The 14,905-nt window shown below is 59.7% G+C and carries 10 protein-coding genes; all 10 read left to right on the forward strand.

What is annotated here, in order from left to right; translation table 11 throughout:
- Nucleotides 1-220: 220 nt before the first annotated feature.
- Nucleotides 221-1,000 carry a peroxide stress protein YaaA gene (gene yaaA / locus GNF76_RS12205; protein ID WP_155583414.1) on the forward strand — a complete coding sequence of 260 codons (780 nt, stop codon included), beginning with the start codon at nt 221-223 and terminating at the stop codon, nt 998-1,000.
- 913 nt (nt 1,001-1,913) lie between these two features.
- Nucleotides 1,914-3,230: a nucleotide sugar dehydrogenase gene (locus GNF76_RS12210; protein ID WP_155583415.1), complete on the forward strand. Its 1,317-nt coding sequence runs from the start codon at nt 1,914-1,916 to the stop codon at nt 3,228-3,230.
- 133 nt (nt 3,231-3,363) lie between these two features.
- Nucleotides 3,364-4,845, forward strand: a complete 1,482-nt coding sequence (gene alg8, locus GNF76_RS12215) for a mannuronan synthase (protein ID WP_379652627.1) — start codon at nt 3,364-3,366, stop codon at nt 4,843-4,845.
- 46 nt (nt 4,846-4,891) lie between these two features.
- The gene (locus GNF76_RS12220; protein ID WP_155583594.1) at nt 4,892-6,061 is read left to right on the forward strand and encodes an alginate biosynthesis protein Alg44; all 1,170 of its coding nucleotides are present in this window, start codon (nt 4,892-4,894) and stop codon (nt 6,059-6,061) included.
- A 123-nt stretch (nt 6,062-6,184) separates the two neighbouring features.
- The gene (gene algK / locus GNF76_RS12225; protein WP_178123318.1) at nt 6,185-7,603 is read left to right on the forward strand and encodes an alginate biosynthesis TPR repeat lipoprotein AlgK; all 1,419 of its coding nucleotides are present in this window, start codon (nt 6,185-6,187) and stop codon (nt 7,601-7,603) included.
- On the forward strand, nt 7,600-9,081 hold the full coding sequence (locus tag GNF76_RS12230; protein ID WP_155583417.1) for an alginate export family protein: 1,482 nt from the start codon (nt 7,600-7,602) through the stop codon (nt 9,079-9,081). The genes algK and GNF76_RS12230 overlap by 4 nt, the downstream gene beginning before the upstream one ends.
- Nucleotides 9,081-10,673 carry a mannuronan 5-epimerase AlgG gene (gene algG, locus GNF76_RS12235; RefSeq protein ID WP_155583418.1) on the forward strand — a complete coding sequence of 531 codons (1,593 nt, stop codon included), beginning with the start codon at nt 9,081-9,083 and terminating at the stop codon, nt 10,671-10,673. Before GNF76_RS12230 ends, algG begins: the two co-directional genes overlap by 1 nt.
- 11 nt (nt 10,674-10,684) lie before the next feature.
- On the forward strand, nt 10,685-12,133 hold the full coding sequence (locus tag GNF76_RS12240; RefSeq protein ID WP_155583419.1) for an alginate O-acetyltransferase: 1,449 nt from the start codon (nt 10,685-10,687) through the stop codon (nt 12,131-12,133).
- A gap of 8 nt (nt 12,134-12,141) precedes the next feature.
- A complete protein-coding gene (locus GNF76_RS12245; protein ID WP_155583420.1) occupies nt 12,142-13,251 on the forward strand; it encodes a mannuronate-specific alginate lyase in 1,110 nt (369 codons plus the stop codon).
- A gap of 229 nt (nt 13,252-13,480) precedes the next feature.
- Entirely contained in the window at nt 13,481-14,905 is a 1,425-nt protein-coding gene (locus GNF76_RS12250) for an MBOAT family O-acyltransferase (RefSeq protein WP_155583421.1), read from the forward strand.

The following is a 14,905-nucleotide window of genomic DNA, read 5'->3' on the forward strand; positions in this document are numbered from 1 at the left end:
GGAGTGAGGGCATGCCGAGCCTAGGCGAGGCACCGAGTGGTGGGGCAAGAGCCTTTTGGTTACTTTTGGGCTCTTTTCAAAAGTGACCCGCCGTAAGGGCGGAACCATAAGCCGCCATAACCGAAATAACGGATATGTACACAACCATCTATCACCATCATAGGTGGAGTCAAACCGCCCTACCCCCTAGAATCCCCCCACGATTACAGGAGACGACTTCATGCTGATGGTGATTTCCCCAGCCAAAACCCTCGATTTCGACACCCCGCCGGTGACCCAGCGCTTCACCCAGCCCCAATACCTGGACCACTCCCAGGAACTGATCGAACAACTGCGCGACCTAAGCCCGGCGCAGATCAGCGAGCTGATGCATGTCTCCGACAAGATCGGCGGCCTCAACGCAGCACGCTTCGGCAGCTGGACCCCTGCCTTCACACAGGCCAATGCCAAGCAAGCGCTGCTGGCCTTCAAGGGCGACGTCTACACCGGGCTCAATGCCCAGACCCTCAAGGACGCCGACTTCACCTACGCCCAGGAACACCTGCGCATGCTCTCCGGCCTTTATGGCCTGCTGCGCCCGCTGGACCTGATGATGCCGTACCGTCTGGAGATGGGCACCAAGTTGGCCAACGCCCGTGGCAAGGACCTATACGCCTTCTGGGGCACCCGTATCAGCGAGTGGCTCAATGAAGCCCTGGCCGAACAAGGCGATGACGTACTGCTCAACCTGGCGTCCAACGAGTACTTCTCGGCGGTCAAGCGCCCAGCCCTGAACGCTCGGATCATCAATACAGAGTTCAAGGACCTGAAAAACGGCCAGTACAAGATCATCAGCTTCTACGCCAAAAAGGCCCGGGGCATGATGAGCCGCTTCGTGATTGATGAACGCATCAACGATCCGGCCCAGCTCAAGCAATTTGATGTGCAGGGCTACCGCTTCAATGCTGAGCAGTCCAAGCCGGATAACCTGGTTTTTTTGCGCGATCACGCACCGGAATAAGGCTGTAGCCGCTGCCGAGGTACGAGGCTGCGATGCGTGTCCGCAGGACCGCCGCTTTGGGGCCGCTACGCAGCCCATCGCAGCCTCGTACCTCGGCAGCGGCTACGACTGCATTCGCGAGCAGGTCGAATCGTCGCACCGGCGCTCCCACATTTTATTCCGCATCCACCCGCAAAAAAGTCATTTATTTGACGCCAAAAATTATTCTTCAGAATTCATGACTATTCTTTCACTCGACATTCGTCGTTTTTTTTCGTAGTGGCACCACTTTTTTCAAACGGTAGTGGCACAAAACTATACCCCTCGCTCAACTCCCCATAACTACTCACTCAAATAGCAAGTGCTATCAATATAGTACCAGTGCCATCTTTCCCAATATTTCAAGAAATTTCAGGAAACAGGATGAGCGGCCAGGAACTATGTTCCCAAGTGCCGCTCATACCACCGGTAACGATTATCTCTGTTCTTGTACGAGATGACTTACACGGCGACCGAAGAACAGCAACAAAGTTGTCATATCAACTTTGACTCAACGGTCGAATAACCAGCTGTTTAGTTGAGGACAGGTGATAACGCTTCATTGCTATCTCCTATAAGGCCAAGGCTGAGCGCCCCTATATGGGCCAGTGACATATCCCAAGTTATTGATATTGCTAACACTATGGCGAATATCAAGCCCTTGCGGCACTGGCGCCAAGCCCTTCCAAAAGGAAGGCTGGCTGCATTTCAGGGCAAGCCCCAACAACAAGGCCAAGTTGCGCACAACTTGAGTGCATTAGTTATTCACTCGACTTTTAGTATGCCTGTACATGGCAGCTCGGCGTCTATTCGCCGCACTTGCTAGTGCATGAGTGACGCCTAAAACATGAACTCCGGCCATCTAATGGCATGATTAAACACAGAGGTAAATGCGATGCGCATCAGCATATTCGGTTTGGGTTACGTTGGCGCAGTCTGTGCCGGTTGCCTGTCTGCACGGGGCCACGAAGTGGTTGGCGTAGACATCTCCAAGGAAAAGATCGACCTGATCAACGCGGGTAAATCTCCCATCGTTGAACCGGGTCTGGGCGAACTGTTGAGTCAGGGCATTCACACCGGCCGACTGCGTGGCACCACCAACTTCGCCGAAGCCATCCGCGACACCGACCTGTCGATGATTTGCGTGGGTACGCCGAGCAAGAAGAACGGTGACCTGGAACTCAATTACATCGAATCGGTGTGCCGCGAGATCGGTTTTGTGCTGCGTGACAAGACCACCCGCCACACCATCGTGGTGCGCAGTACCGTGTTGCCCGGCACCGTGGCCAACGTGGTAATCCCGATTCTCGAAGACTGCTCGGGCAAGAAAGCCGGGGTCGACTTCGGCGTTGCGGTGAACCCGGAATTCCTGCGGGAAAGTACCGCCATCGCCGACTACGACTTGCCACCGATGACCGTCATCGGTGAGTTCGACACCGCTTCCGGCGATGTCCTGCAGTCGCTGTACGAAGAGCTCGACGCACCGATTATCCGCAAGGACATCGCCGTCGCCGAAATGATCAAGTACACCTGCAACGTCTGGCATGCGACCAAAGTGACCTTCGCCAACGAGATCGGCAACATCGCCAAGGCGGTGGGTGTCGATGGCCGTGAAGTGATGGAAGTGGTCTGCCAGGACAAGACCCTCAACCTGTCCCAGTACTACATGCGCCCGGGCTTCGCCTTCGGCGGTTCCTGCCTGCCCAAGGATGTGCGTGCCCTGACCTACCGCGCCGGCTCCCTGGACGTGGAAGCACCGCTGCTCAATTCGCTGATGCGCAGCAACGAGTCCCAGGTGCAGAACGCCTTCGACATCATCTCCGGCCACGACAAACGCAAAGTCGCCCTGTTGGGCCTGAGCTTCAAGGCCGGCACCGATGACCTGCGTGAAAGCCCGTTGGTGGAACTGGCGGAGATGCTGATCGGCAAGGGCTTCGACCTGAGTATCTACGACAGCAACGTCGAGTACGCCCGTGTCCACGGCGCCAACAAGGACTACATCGAGTCGAAAATCCCGCACGTGTCGTCCCTGCTCAACTCGGACTTCGACGCGGTGATCAACAACTGCGACGTGATCATCCTCGGCAACCGCGACGAGAAGTTCCGCGCCCTGGCCCAGGTTGCCCCTCACGGCAAGCAAGTGGTGGACCTGGTGGGCTTCATGTCCAAGGCCACCAGCGTGAGTGGCCGTACCGAAGGTATTTGCTGGTAACCCTGCCCGTGTAGCCGCTGCCGAGGCACGAGGCTGCGATGGGTTTGCCCCCCGAGGGCGGTCCTGCGGACACGCATCGCAGCCTCGTACCTCGGCAGCGGCTACACGTTTTCTTCACTTACGGATGCAGATTATGCACAGGCTAAAGAACGGCCTTCTTCAGGCCTCCGGTTGGCTGTTGTTTTTAAGCCTGCTGATGTGTCTCGCCCTGGCATTGCCGGCGACCATCTTCGACTCCCAGTCCAAGGACTTCATATTCCTGATTGGCGCCGTAGGCATCTGGCGTTACTCGATGGGTGCCACGCATTTTATTCGCGGCATGCTGTTTCTCTATGTGGTCTATCCGCACCTGCGGCGCAAAGTGCGCAAGCTGGGCAAGGCTGCGGATCCGTCCCACGTGTTCCTGATGGTCACCAGCTTCCGCATCGACGCGCTGACCACCGCCCAGGTGTACAGCTCGGTGATCCGCGAGGCCATCGAATGTGGCTTCCCCACCACCGTGGTCTGCTCCCTGGTGGAGATGTCCGATGAGCTGCTGGTCAAGAGCCTGTGGACCAAAATGAACCCGCCCGCCCACGTCAAACTGGACTTCGTGCGCATCGCCGGTACCGGCAAGCGTGACGGCCTGGCCTTCGGTTTTCGCGCCATCTCCCGCCACCTGCCGGACGACCGTGCCGTGGTGGCGGTGATCGACGGCGACACCGTGCTCGCAGAGGGCGTCGTGCGCAAAACCGTGCCGTGGTTCCAGCTGTTCGGCAATGTCGGCGGCCTGACCACCAACGAATTCTGCGAAGTGCGCGGCGGCTACATCATGAGCGAGTGGCACAAGCTGCGCTTCGCCCAGCGCCACATCAACATGTGCTCCATGGCTCTGTCCAAGCGCGTACTGACCATGACCGGGCGCATGTCGGTGTTCCGCGCCAGTGTCGTTACCGACCCGGGCTTTATCGCCGACGTGGAAAGTGACTCGCTGCAACACTGGCGCCTGGGTCGTTTCAAATTCCTTACCGGCGACGACAAGTCCAGCTGGTTCAGCCTGATGCGCCTGGGCTACGACACCTTCTACGTGCCGGATGCGGCGATCAACACCGTGGAGCATCCACCGGAAAAGAGCTTTATCAAGGCCAGCCGCAAGCTGATGTTCCGCTGGTATGGCAACAACCTGCGGCAGAACTCCCGGGCCCTGGGCCTGGGGGTAAAACGCCTGGGTGCGTTCACCAGCGTGGTGCTGTTCGACCAGCGCGTGTCGATGTGGACCTCGTTGCTGGGCCTGACCGTAGCGATCATCGCCAGCTTCAAATACGGCGGTGCGTTCATCCTCGCCTACCTGTTGTGGATCGGTATCACCCGCCTGATCTTGACCCTGCTGTTGTCGTGCTCTGGCCACAAGATCGGCCCGGCCTACCCCGTGATTCTCTATTACAACCAGATCGTCGGCGCGCTGGTGAAAATCTACGTGTTCTTCCGCCTCGATCAACAGTCCTGGACCCGCCAGGACACCAAACTGACCCGCGATTTGGCCAGCTTTCAACGTTGGTTCAACACCTGGTCGTCTCGGACCATGACCTTCTCCGCCGGCAGCATTTTCGTCGCCGTGTTGCTGATGATGGTCTGACTCACCTCGCCTGAATTAACTAGGAATTGCACACATGAATAGCCCAATGAATGCCCCCGTCAACGCCAACGTCGTCCATGAATCCGAAGCCCAGCGCCAACACGCCCGTGTAAAAATTCCGGCCAAATTGCGCTTCTTCGGTACCGACCGCACGCCCATGGAAGTACGGGTCATCGACCTGTCCGCCGGGGGCCTGGCGTTCAATGCACCCCAACAGCCGCTGAAAGTTGGCGATGTGCACAAAGGCCGCCTGCAGTTCGTCATCGACAACCTCGGCCTGGCGATGGACGTTGAGCTGTTGGTCCGCTCCTACGACCGCCAGACCGGCCGTACCGGTTGCCAATTCCAGAACCTCGACGCCCAGGACATCTCCACCCTGCGCCACCTGATCACCTCGCACCTGTCTGGCGATATCGTGACCATGGGCGACGTGCTGGCGACTCTGCAACGCGACAACTTCACCAAGGCGCGCAAGGTCAAGGACGGCGGCAGCGGCATGAGCGCGTTCGGTCGCCTAAAAGCGGTGACCTTCAGCCTGGCGATTTTCCTCGTGGGTCTCGCGGCTTTCGGCTTCATTTTCAAATCGGTGTACGGCATGTACTTCGTCAGCCATGCCCAGGCTGGCGTGGTCAGCGTACCGGGGATGAACGTCACCATGCCTCGCGATGGCACCGTGCAGAGTCTGATCAAAGACAATGCAGTCGCCGCCAAGGGCGCGCCACTGGCGACCTTCAGCACCAGCATGCTTGATGTGCTCAAGGGCCATCTGGACGAAGACCAGCTGCAACCGGCCAAGGTCGAAGAGCTGTTCGGCAAGCAAATGACCGGCACCCTGACCTCGCCGTGCGACTGTGTGGTAGCCCGGCAAATGGTCGCTGACGGCCAGTACGCCAGCAAAGGCGATGTGATCTTCGAACTGGTGCCGCGCGGCAGCCAGGCTAATGTCGAAGCACGCTTCTCCTATCGCCAGTTCGCCGATGTGCGTCCGGGTACGCCTGTGAACTTCCAGGTCGCCGATGAAGAACAAGTCCGCACCGGCACCATCGTCAGCAGCACCAGCCTCAACAGCACCGACCTGTCTTCCGACATCCGTGTGCAGATCAAACCCGATGCACCGCTGGACAGCACCTATGCCGGTCGCCCGGTGGAAGTGACCAGCGATCGTGGCCCGTCCCTGAACTGGCTGATCGACAAAGCCATGGCTGCCGGTCTTTAAGCGGAGGACATGCCTGTGAACACGCCTAAAACAACGCTTTCTCTATGGGGACGGGCTTCTGTGGGAGCCGGGCTTGCCCGCGATTGCATCGACTCGGTGCTTCAGTCAGACCGAATCGCCCGCATCGCAGGCAAGCCAGCTCCCACACAAAGCCGTTCGCATGCCGCCTCATACTGTGCACTGGCCCTGGCCATCAGCCTTTCGGGCTGTGCCGGCCTGCCAGACCAGCGCCTGGCCAACGAAGCCCTCAAGCGCGGCGACACGGCGACAGCTGCGCAGAACTATCAGCAACTGGCGGACCTGGGTTACAGCGAGGCCCAAGTAGGCCTGGCAGACATCCAGGTCGGCACCCGCGATCCTGAGCAAATCAAACAAGCCGAAGCGACTTACCGCGCGGCCGCTGACACCTCGCCGCGCGCCCAGGCTCGCCTGGGCCGCTTGCTGGTGGCCAAGCCCGGCGCAACCGAAGCCGAGCACCACGAAGCCGAAGGCCTGTTGAAAAAAGCCTTTGCCAATGGCGAAGGCAACACCCTGATCCCGCTGGCGATGCTGTACCTGCAATACCCGCACGACTTCCCGAACATCAACGCCCAGCAGCAGATCAGCAAATGGCGCACCGCCGGTTACCCGGAAGCCGGCCTGGCCCAGGTGTTGCTGTACCGCACCCAGGACACTTACGACCAACACCTGGGTGAAGTCGAAAGCATCTGCAAGGCCGCGCTGAACACCACTGATATCTGCTACGTCGAGCTGGCCACCGTGTACCAGAAACGCGGTCAACCAGAGCAACAAGCCGAGCTGCTCAAGCAACTGGAGGCAGGCTACAGTCGTGGCACCGTCACCGCCCAACGGGTCGACAGCGTGGCCCGTGTGCTGGGCGATGCGAGCCTGGGCAAACCTGACGAAAAAACCGCCCAGGCGTTGCTGGAAAAAATCGCTCCCGGCTACCCGGCCTCCTGGGTCAGCCTGGCGCAATTGCTCTACGACTTCCCCGAACTGGGCGATGTCGACCAGATGATGAAGTACCTGGACAACGGTCGTGCCGCCGACCAGCCCCGCGCCGAACTGCTGCTGGGCAAGCTCTACTACGAAGGCAAGTGGGTGCCGGCCGATGCCAAGGCGGCCGAAGCACACTTCCAGAAAGCCCAAGGCCGCGAAGTGGCCGCCGATTACTACCTCGGCCAGATCTACCGCCGTGGCTACCTGGGCAAGGTCTACCCGCAAAAAGCCCTGGACCACTTGCTGACCGCTGCGCGCAACGGCCAGAACAGCGCCGACTTCGCCATCGCCCAGCTGTTTTCCCAAGGCAAGGGCACCCAGCCCAACCCACTGAACGCCTATGTCTTCAGCCAACTGGCCAAGGCGCAGGACACGCCAGAAGCCACCGAGCTGGCCACGCAGATTGAAGAACAGTTACCGCCCGCCCAACGTGCCGAAGGCCAACGCCTGGTGCAACAAGAGCTGGCCACCCGTGGCGCCTTGAGCCAAAGCACGCTGCAACTGCACGCCCTGCAAGAAGAAGACGGCGAGGAATCCCTATGAAACTCAATCCATTCGTCAAGGCCGGTATTGGCCTGACCTTCGCGCTGTTGTGGTCGTGCCCGACCCTGGCGGCCCTGACCGAAGAAAAGAACTTCGGCCTGGAAGTCAAAGTCACCGGCCAGTCCGAAGACGACCGCGACCTGGGCACCAAATCGGGCGGCGACGTCAACGGCATCGGTCTCGACCTGCGCCCGTGGATCTACGGTGAAAGCGGCAACTGGAGCGCCTACGCCATGGGCCAGGCGGTGGCTGCCAGCGACATCATCGAAACCGACACCCTGCAACAGTCCGACGGCACCGAGCAATCGAGCAACGACGACCGCAAGACCAAGAAAAACTACCTGGCCCTGCGCGAGTTCTGGATTGGCTACAGCGGCTTCACGCCCTACCCCGGCGAGCAATTGAAGTTTGGTCGCCAACGCCTGCACAACGACGACGGCCAATGGCGCGACACCAATATCGAAGCGCTGAACTGGACCTTCGACACCACCCTGCTCAAGGCCAATATCGGCGCCGCCGAACGCTTCAGCGAATACCGCACCGACCTCAAGGAACTGGCGCCCAAGGACAAAGACCGCCAGCACTTCTACGGTGACGTGGCCTACCAGTGGACGCCGGGGCAGTGGATCGGCCTGCGCGGTCATCACACCCATGACGACGGCAAGCTCGACTACCCGCAGCCGGGTGTACCCGCCGACTCCCTGGACAAGCGCGAAAACGGCGACCTGACCTGGCTCGGTATCGAAGCCAACAGCGACGCCTATAACTGGCGCAACACCAACACCGTCAACTACTGGGCGAGCATCACCGGCATGAAGGGCGACCGTGACACCGTCAATGCCCTGAACGCCGATGGCACCCGCCCGGCCAACGCCAAGCGCAGCGACGACGTCGACGGCTGGGCCACCGACCTCGGCGTACGCCTGCGCCTCGACCCGCAGTGGCAAGTGGGTGCGGCTTATGCCCGCGCCAGCGCCGACTACGAGCAGAACGGCCTGCAAAGCAACCGCTCGAACTGGACCGGCACCCAATCGCGGGTCCATCGTTTCGGCGAAGCGTTTCGCGGCGAGATGAACAACATGCAATCCATCAGCCTGTTCGGTTCCTGGCAGTTGCGCGAGGACTACGACGCAAGCCTTGTGTACCACAAGTTCTGGCGCGTCGACGGCAACAAGCCGGTGGGCAGCAACGGCATCGATGCCGTGCAGAACAATACCGATGACGTCACCGGCGCCGTGCTTTCCAGTACTTCCCTGCCCCTGGCAGACGGCAAGAAAGACCTCGGCCAGGAGATGGACCTGGTGGTCACCAAGTACTTCAAGAAAGGCCTGCTGCCGGCCGCGCTCAGCCAGTCGATCGACGAACCGTCGGCCCTGGTGCGCTTTCGTGGCGGCGTGTTCAAACCGGGCGATGCCTATGGCAAACAAGTCGACTCGTACATGCACCGCGCCTTTGTCGACGTGATCTGGCGATTCTGATGGGAGCCTGCGCAATGAATCCTCAAGCCCTCAAAGGCCCGGTCAGCCTGCTGGTCGCAGCCATGCTGCTGGCCAGCACTGCGGCCATGGCCGATGGCGCGGCGGCGGTCAAGGCGCCCACCATCGCCAAGGAACTGCAACAGGCCAAGACCTACACCATCAGCAGCCCGCCCACCGCGCCGCTGGAACTGACCAAGCCTACGCTGCCGGATGTCTCGGGCTACACCGCCGAGGCTGCCGCGAAAAAGATTGTCCGCACCAAGGCCGGCAAAGTCAGCATCCGCCGGATGATGCAGGAAGACGCCCTCAAGGACTTTATCGGCGGCGACAACAAGATGGCCGAATGGGTGGTACGCCAACACGGGATTCCCCAGGCGATCTTTGTCGACGACGGTTATATGAACCTCAAGGACCTGCTGAAAAAAGTGCCCCAGCAGTACCTGAGCGAAACCTCGCCGGGTGTGTTCCTGGCCAAGTTGCCGATCGTGGTCGGACGCAAGGGCATCCTGGAAATCGACAAGCAGACTCAAGAGCTGCGCCTGTCCCAGGAAGCCGGTTCGTTCCTGATCAACGACGGCCAGCTGTTTGTGCGCGACACCAAGATCACCGGCTGGCGCGAGAAGACCAACGGCCCGGCGACCTTCCAGTCGCCCAAGGAATTCCGCCCGTTCCTGCTGGCCTGGGGCGGCACCGAGACTTACATCGTCAACAGCCAGATGGCCAGCTTCGGCTACGCCAACAGTAAGTCCTACGGGGTGAGTATTTCCCAGTACACGCCGAACATGGCCAAGGTCCTCAAGCGCCCGGAACCCACCGGCTGGATCATCGGTTCCGAGTTCTCGGACATGTGGTACGGCTTCTACTGCTACGAGACCACCGGCTTTGTGATCAAGGGCAACACCTACAAAGACAACATCGTCTACGGCATTGACCCCCACGACCGTTCACATGGTTTGATCATCACCGACAACACCGTCTACGGGACGAAGAAGAAGCACGGCATCATCATTTCCCGGGAAGTGAACGACAGCTTCATCTTCAACAACCGCAGCTACGACAACAAGCTTTCGGGCCTGGTGATCGACCGTAACAGCGTCAACAACCTGATCGCCGACAACGAGATCTACCGCAACCACACCGACGGCATCACCCTCTATGAGAGCGGCGACAACCTGTTGTGGGGCAACAAGGTGATCAGCAACCGTCGCCACGGCATCCGCGTGCGTAACAGCGTGAACATTCGCCTGTACGAGAACGTCGCCATGGCCAACGGCTTGACCGGGGTCTACGGCCACATCAAGGACCTGACCGACACCGACCGTGACATCGCCCTCGACCCGTTCGACGCCCAGGTGTCGCTGATCGTGGTCGGTGGTGAATTGGCGGCCAATGGCAGCGGGCCGCTGTCCATCGACTCGCCGTTGAGCATCGAACTGTATCGCGTGTCGATGCTTGCCCCGACCAAATCCAGCGGCATCAGCTTCTCGGGAATTCTCGGCGATCGCCAGGATGAAATTCTCGACTTGCTGGTACGCCAGCAGAAAGCCGTGCTGATCGACCCTGTCGAACGCCAGACCCAAATGCAGGACTGAGGATGACCTTTATGCACCCACACATGATCAAACTGCTCAGCCTCTCGGGTTTGACCCTCGGCATTCTGGCGGCCAGCAGCGGCGTACGTGCCGATGAAGCGCAGGCCCCGACGTTCACCGCCGCCCCGTGCTGCAACCTGTGCCCCGAGGCGCATGACGCGAAGAACTACACCACGCGCTACCAGCAGAACTTCACCACCCTGGTGCAAGCCCAGGGCGACTGGCTGTTCCGCACCCAGGAAGACCTGCGCACCGAATTCGACACATCTCCCGCCGGCTACAAGCGCATGCAACAACTGCACGATGCGTTCAAGAGCAAGGGCGTGGAACTGGTGGTGGTGTACCAGCCGACCCGTGGCCTGGTGAACCGCAACAAGCTCAACCCCGAGGAGAAAGCCAGGTTCGATTTCGACAAGGCGCTGGGCAACTACAAGAGCATGCTCGGCCGCTTCGCCAAGATGGGCTATGTGGTGCCGGACCTGTCGCCGTTGACCAATGAGCAATTGCCGGAAGAGCTACCGGCCCATGATTTCTACTTCCGTGGCGACCAGCACTGGACGCCGTATGGCGCCCAACGCACGGCGAAAATCGTCGCCGCCAAGGTCAAGCAAATGCCGGAATTTGCCGACATTCCCAAGCGCGAATTCGAGACCAAACGCTCCGGACGCATGGGCAAGACCGGCACCCTGCACAACATGGCCGGGCAACTGTGCGGCACCAGCTACGCGATCCAGTACATGGACCAGTTCACCACCGAGCCCAAGGGTGAGGCAGCCGACGGCGACCTGTTTGGTGACACCGGCAACCCGCAGATCACCCTGGTGGGCACCAGCCACAGCGGCAAGAACTACAACTTCGCCGGCTTCCTCGAGCAGGAAATCGGTGCCGACATCCTCAACGTCGCGTTCCCCGGCGGTGGTCTGGAAGGTTCGATGCTGCAGTACCTGGGCAGTGACGAATTCCAGAAGACCCCACCGAAGATCCTGATCTGGGAGTTCTCGCCGCTGTATCGCCTGGACCAGGAAACCATCTACCGCCAGATGATGGCGTTGCTGGACAACGGCTGTGAAGGCAAACCTGCACAGATGAGCGCCAGCACCACGTTGAAACCCGGCAAGAATGAGTTGATGGTCAACAGCAAGAACATGGACCTGCGCAACAGCAGTCATCAGGTCGACATTCGCTTCGCCGACCCTTCGGTGAAAACCTTGCAAGCCACCCTCTGGTACATGAACGGTCGCCACGAGGACATCAAGATCGACAAACCCTCAACATCCGATACAGACGGGCGTTTCGCCTTTGAACTGCGCACCGATGAAGACTGGGCCTCGCAAAACCTGCTGGCCGTGGAAGTGCAGGGCCCCGAGGCGGGCACTGCCGCGCAAAAAGTCGAAGCGAAAATTTGCACACGCAACGTATTCCCACGCGGTGGTCAACAGACCGCTCAGCTTGGGCAATGAGGTTACTTATGCAGAAGTTATTGATACCTACGTTACTCGGCCTGGCGATTTTCGCCGGTTCGGTCAACGCCGCCGCGCCACTGCGTCCGCCCCAGGGTTACTTCGCACCAGTGGAAAAGTTCAAGAGCGGTGACGCCAAGGACGGCTGCGATTCAATGCCGACGCCTTACACCGGCCCACTGCAATTTCGCAGCAAATACGAAGGTTCCGACAAGGCCCGTTCGACGCTGAATGTGCAGTCGGAAAAAGCCTTTCGCGACACCACTGCCGACATCACCACCCTGGAAAAAGACACCAGCAAACGGGTGATGCAGTTCATGCGTGACGGTCGCCCGGAACAGTTGGAATGCACCCTGAACTGGCTCACCGGCTGGGCCAAGGCCGACGCATTGATGTCCAAGGACTTCAACCACACCGGCAAGTCCATGCGCAAATGGGCGCTGGGCAGCATGGCGTCGGCCTACATCCGCTTGAAGTTCTCCGACTCCCACCCGCTGGCCAACCATCAGCAGGAGTCGCAGGTGATCGAGGCCTGGTTCAACCAGTTGGCTGATCAGGTCGTCAGCGACTGGGACAACCTGCCGCTGGAAAAAACCAACAACCACTCTTACTGGGCCGCCTGGTCGGTGATGGCAACCTCCATCGCCACCAACCGTCGTGACCTGTTTGATTGGGCGGTGAAGGAATACAAGGTCGGCGCCAATCAGGTCGACGACCAGGGCTTTTTGCCTAACGAATTGAAGCGCCAGCAACGCGCCTTGTCGTACCACAACTACGCCCTGCCGCCGCTGGCGATGATCGCCAGCTTTGCCCTGGTCAACGGTGTGGACCTGCGCCAGGAAAACAACAGCGCGCTCAAGCGCCTGGGCGACAAGGTACTGGCCGGGGTCAAGGACCCGAACATCTTCGAGCAGAAGAACGGCAAAGAACAGGACATGAAAGACCTGAAGGAAGACATGAAATTCGCCTGGCTCGAACCCTTCTGCACCCTCTACACCTGTGCACCGGAGGTGATCGAGCGCAAGCATCAGATGCAGCCGTTCAAGACGTTCCGGCTTGGGGGTGACCTGACCAAGGTCTACGACCCGGCGCATGAGAAAGGTAACAAGGGTATCTGATACAAAACTTGCGGTTGGACTCGGTCCAAATGTGGGAGCTGGCTTGCCTGCGATAACGATACGACATTCAGCATTGATGTCGGCAGATACACCGCCATCGCAGGCAAGCCAGCTCCCACACTGATTCGGTTCTAACCGTGAAATGTAATACCGCCCCCCACGCATTTCCGTGGGGGGTTTGGGGGGGGCCGTTGGCCCTTGACTGTTGGTTAAACATGGAGAGATCGGGATGGTTTTCTCGTCCAATGTGTTCCTGTTTCTGTTCTTGCCGATCTTTCTCGGCTTGTACTACTTGAGCGGGCAACGCTATCGCAATCTGCTGCTGCTGATTGCCAGCTACGTGTTCTACGCCTGGTGGCGGGTGGACTTCCTGGCGCTGTTCGCCGCCGTCACCCTGTGGAATTACTGGATCGGCCTCAAGGTCGGTGCGGCAGGCGTGCGCACCAAGCCGGCCCAGCGCTGGCTGTTGTTAGGCGTGGCCGTCGACCTGTGCATCCTCGGCTACTTCAAGTACGCCAACTTCGGGGTCGACAGCATCAACCTGATGATGAAGTCAGCGGGCCTGGAGCCGTTCATCCTCACCCATGTGCTGTTGCCGATCGGGATTTCGTTCTACATCTTCGAGTCCATCAGCTACATCATCGACGTGTATCGCGGCGACACCCCGGCCACCCGCAACCTCATCGACTTTGCGGCGTTCGTGGCGATCTTCCCGCACCTGATCGCAGGCCCGGTGCTGCGCTTTCGTGACCTGGCGGACCAGTTCAATAACCGCACCCACACCCTCGACAAATTCTCCGAGGGCTGCACGCGCTTCATGCAGGGTTTCATCAAGAAGGTGTTCATCGCCGACACCCTGGCGGTGGTTGCCGACCATTGCTTCGCCCTGCAAAACCCCACCACCGGCGATGCCTGGCTCGGTGCGCTGGCCTACACCGCGCAGCTGTACTTCGACTTCTCCGGCTACAGCGACATGGCAATCGGTTTGGGCCTGATGATGGGTTTCCGTTTCATGGAAAACTTCAAGCAGCCCTACATCAGCCAGTCGATCACCGAGTTCTGGCGGCGCTGGCACATCAGCCTGTCCACCTGGTTGCGCGATTACCTGTACATCACGTTGGGCGGCAACCGCAAAGGCACACTCACCACTTACCGCAATCTGTTCCTGACCATGTTGCTGGGCGGTCTGTGGCACGGCGCGAACATCACCTACATCGTCTGGGGTGCCTGGCACGGCATGTGGCTGGCGATTGAAAAAGCCATCGGCCTCAACACCTCGCCACGCCGCTTCAACCCGATCCGCTGGGCCCTGACGTTCTTGCTGGTGGTGATGGGCTGGGTGATCTTCCGCGCCGAAAACCTGCACGTCGCCGGCCGTATGTACGGCGCGATGTTCAGCTTTGGCGACTGGTCGCTGTCGGAACTCAACCGCGCCAGCCTTACCGGCCTGCAAGTGGCAACCCTGGTGGTGGCGTATGCAACGTTGGCGTTCTTCGGGTTGCGGGATTTCTACCGCGATCACCCAAGCGCCCCTGGCCTGGTCAAGTCCGTACCGGGCTACGCCATGCGGGCTTCTGTGCTGCTGTTGTTTGCCGCCTCGATTCTCAAACTGTCGGCGCAGAGTTTCTCGCCGTTCCTTTACTTCCAATTTTGA

The sequence above is a fragment of the Pseudomonas spelaei genome (genome assembly GCF_009724245.1).
GTDB lineage: Bacteria > Pseudomonadota > Gammaproteobacteria > Pseudomonadales > Pseudomonadaceae > Aquipseudomonas > Aquipseudomonas spelaei.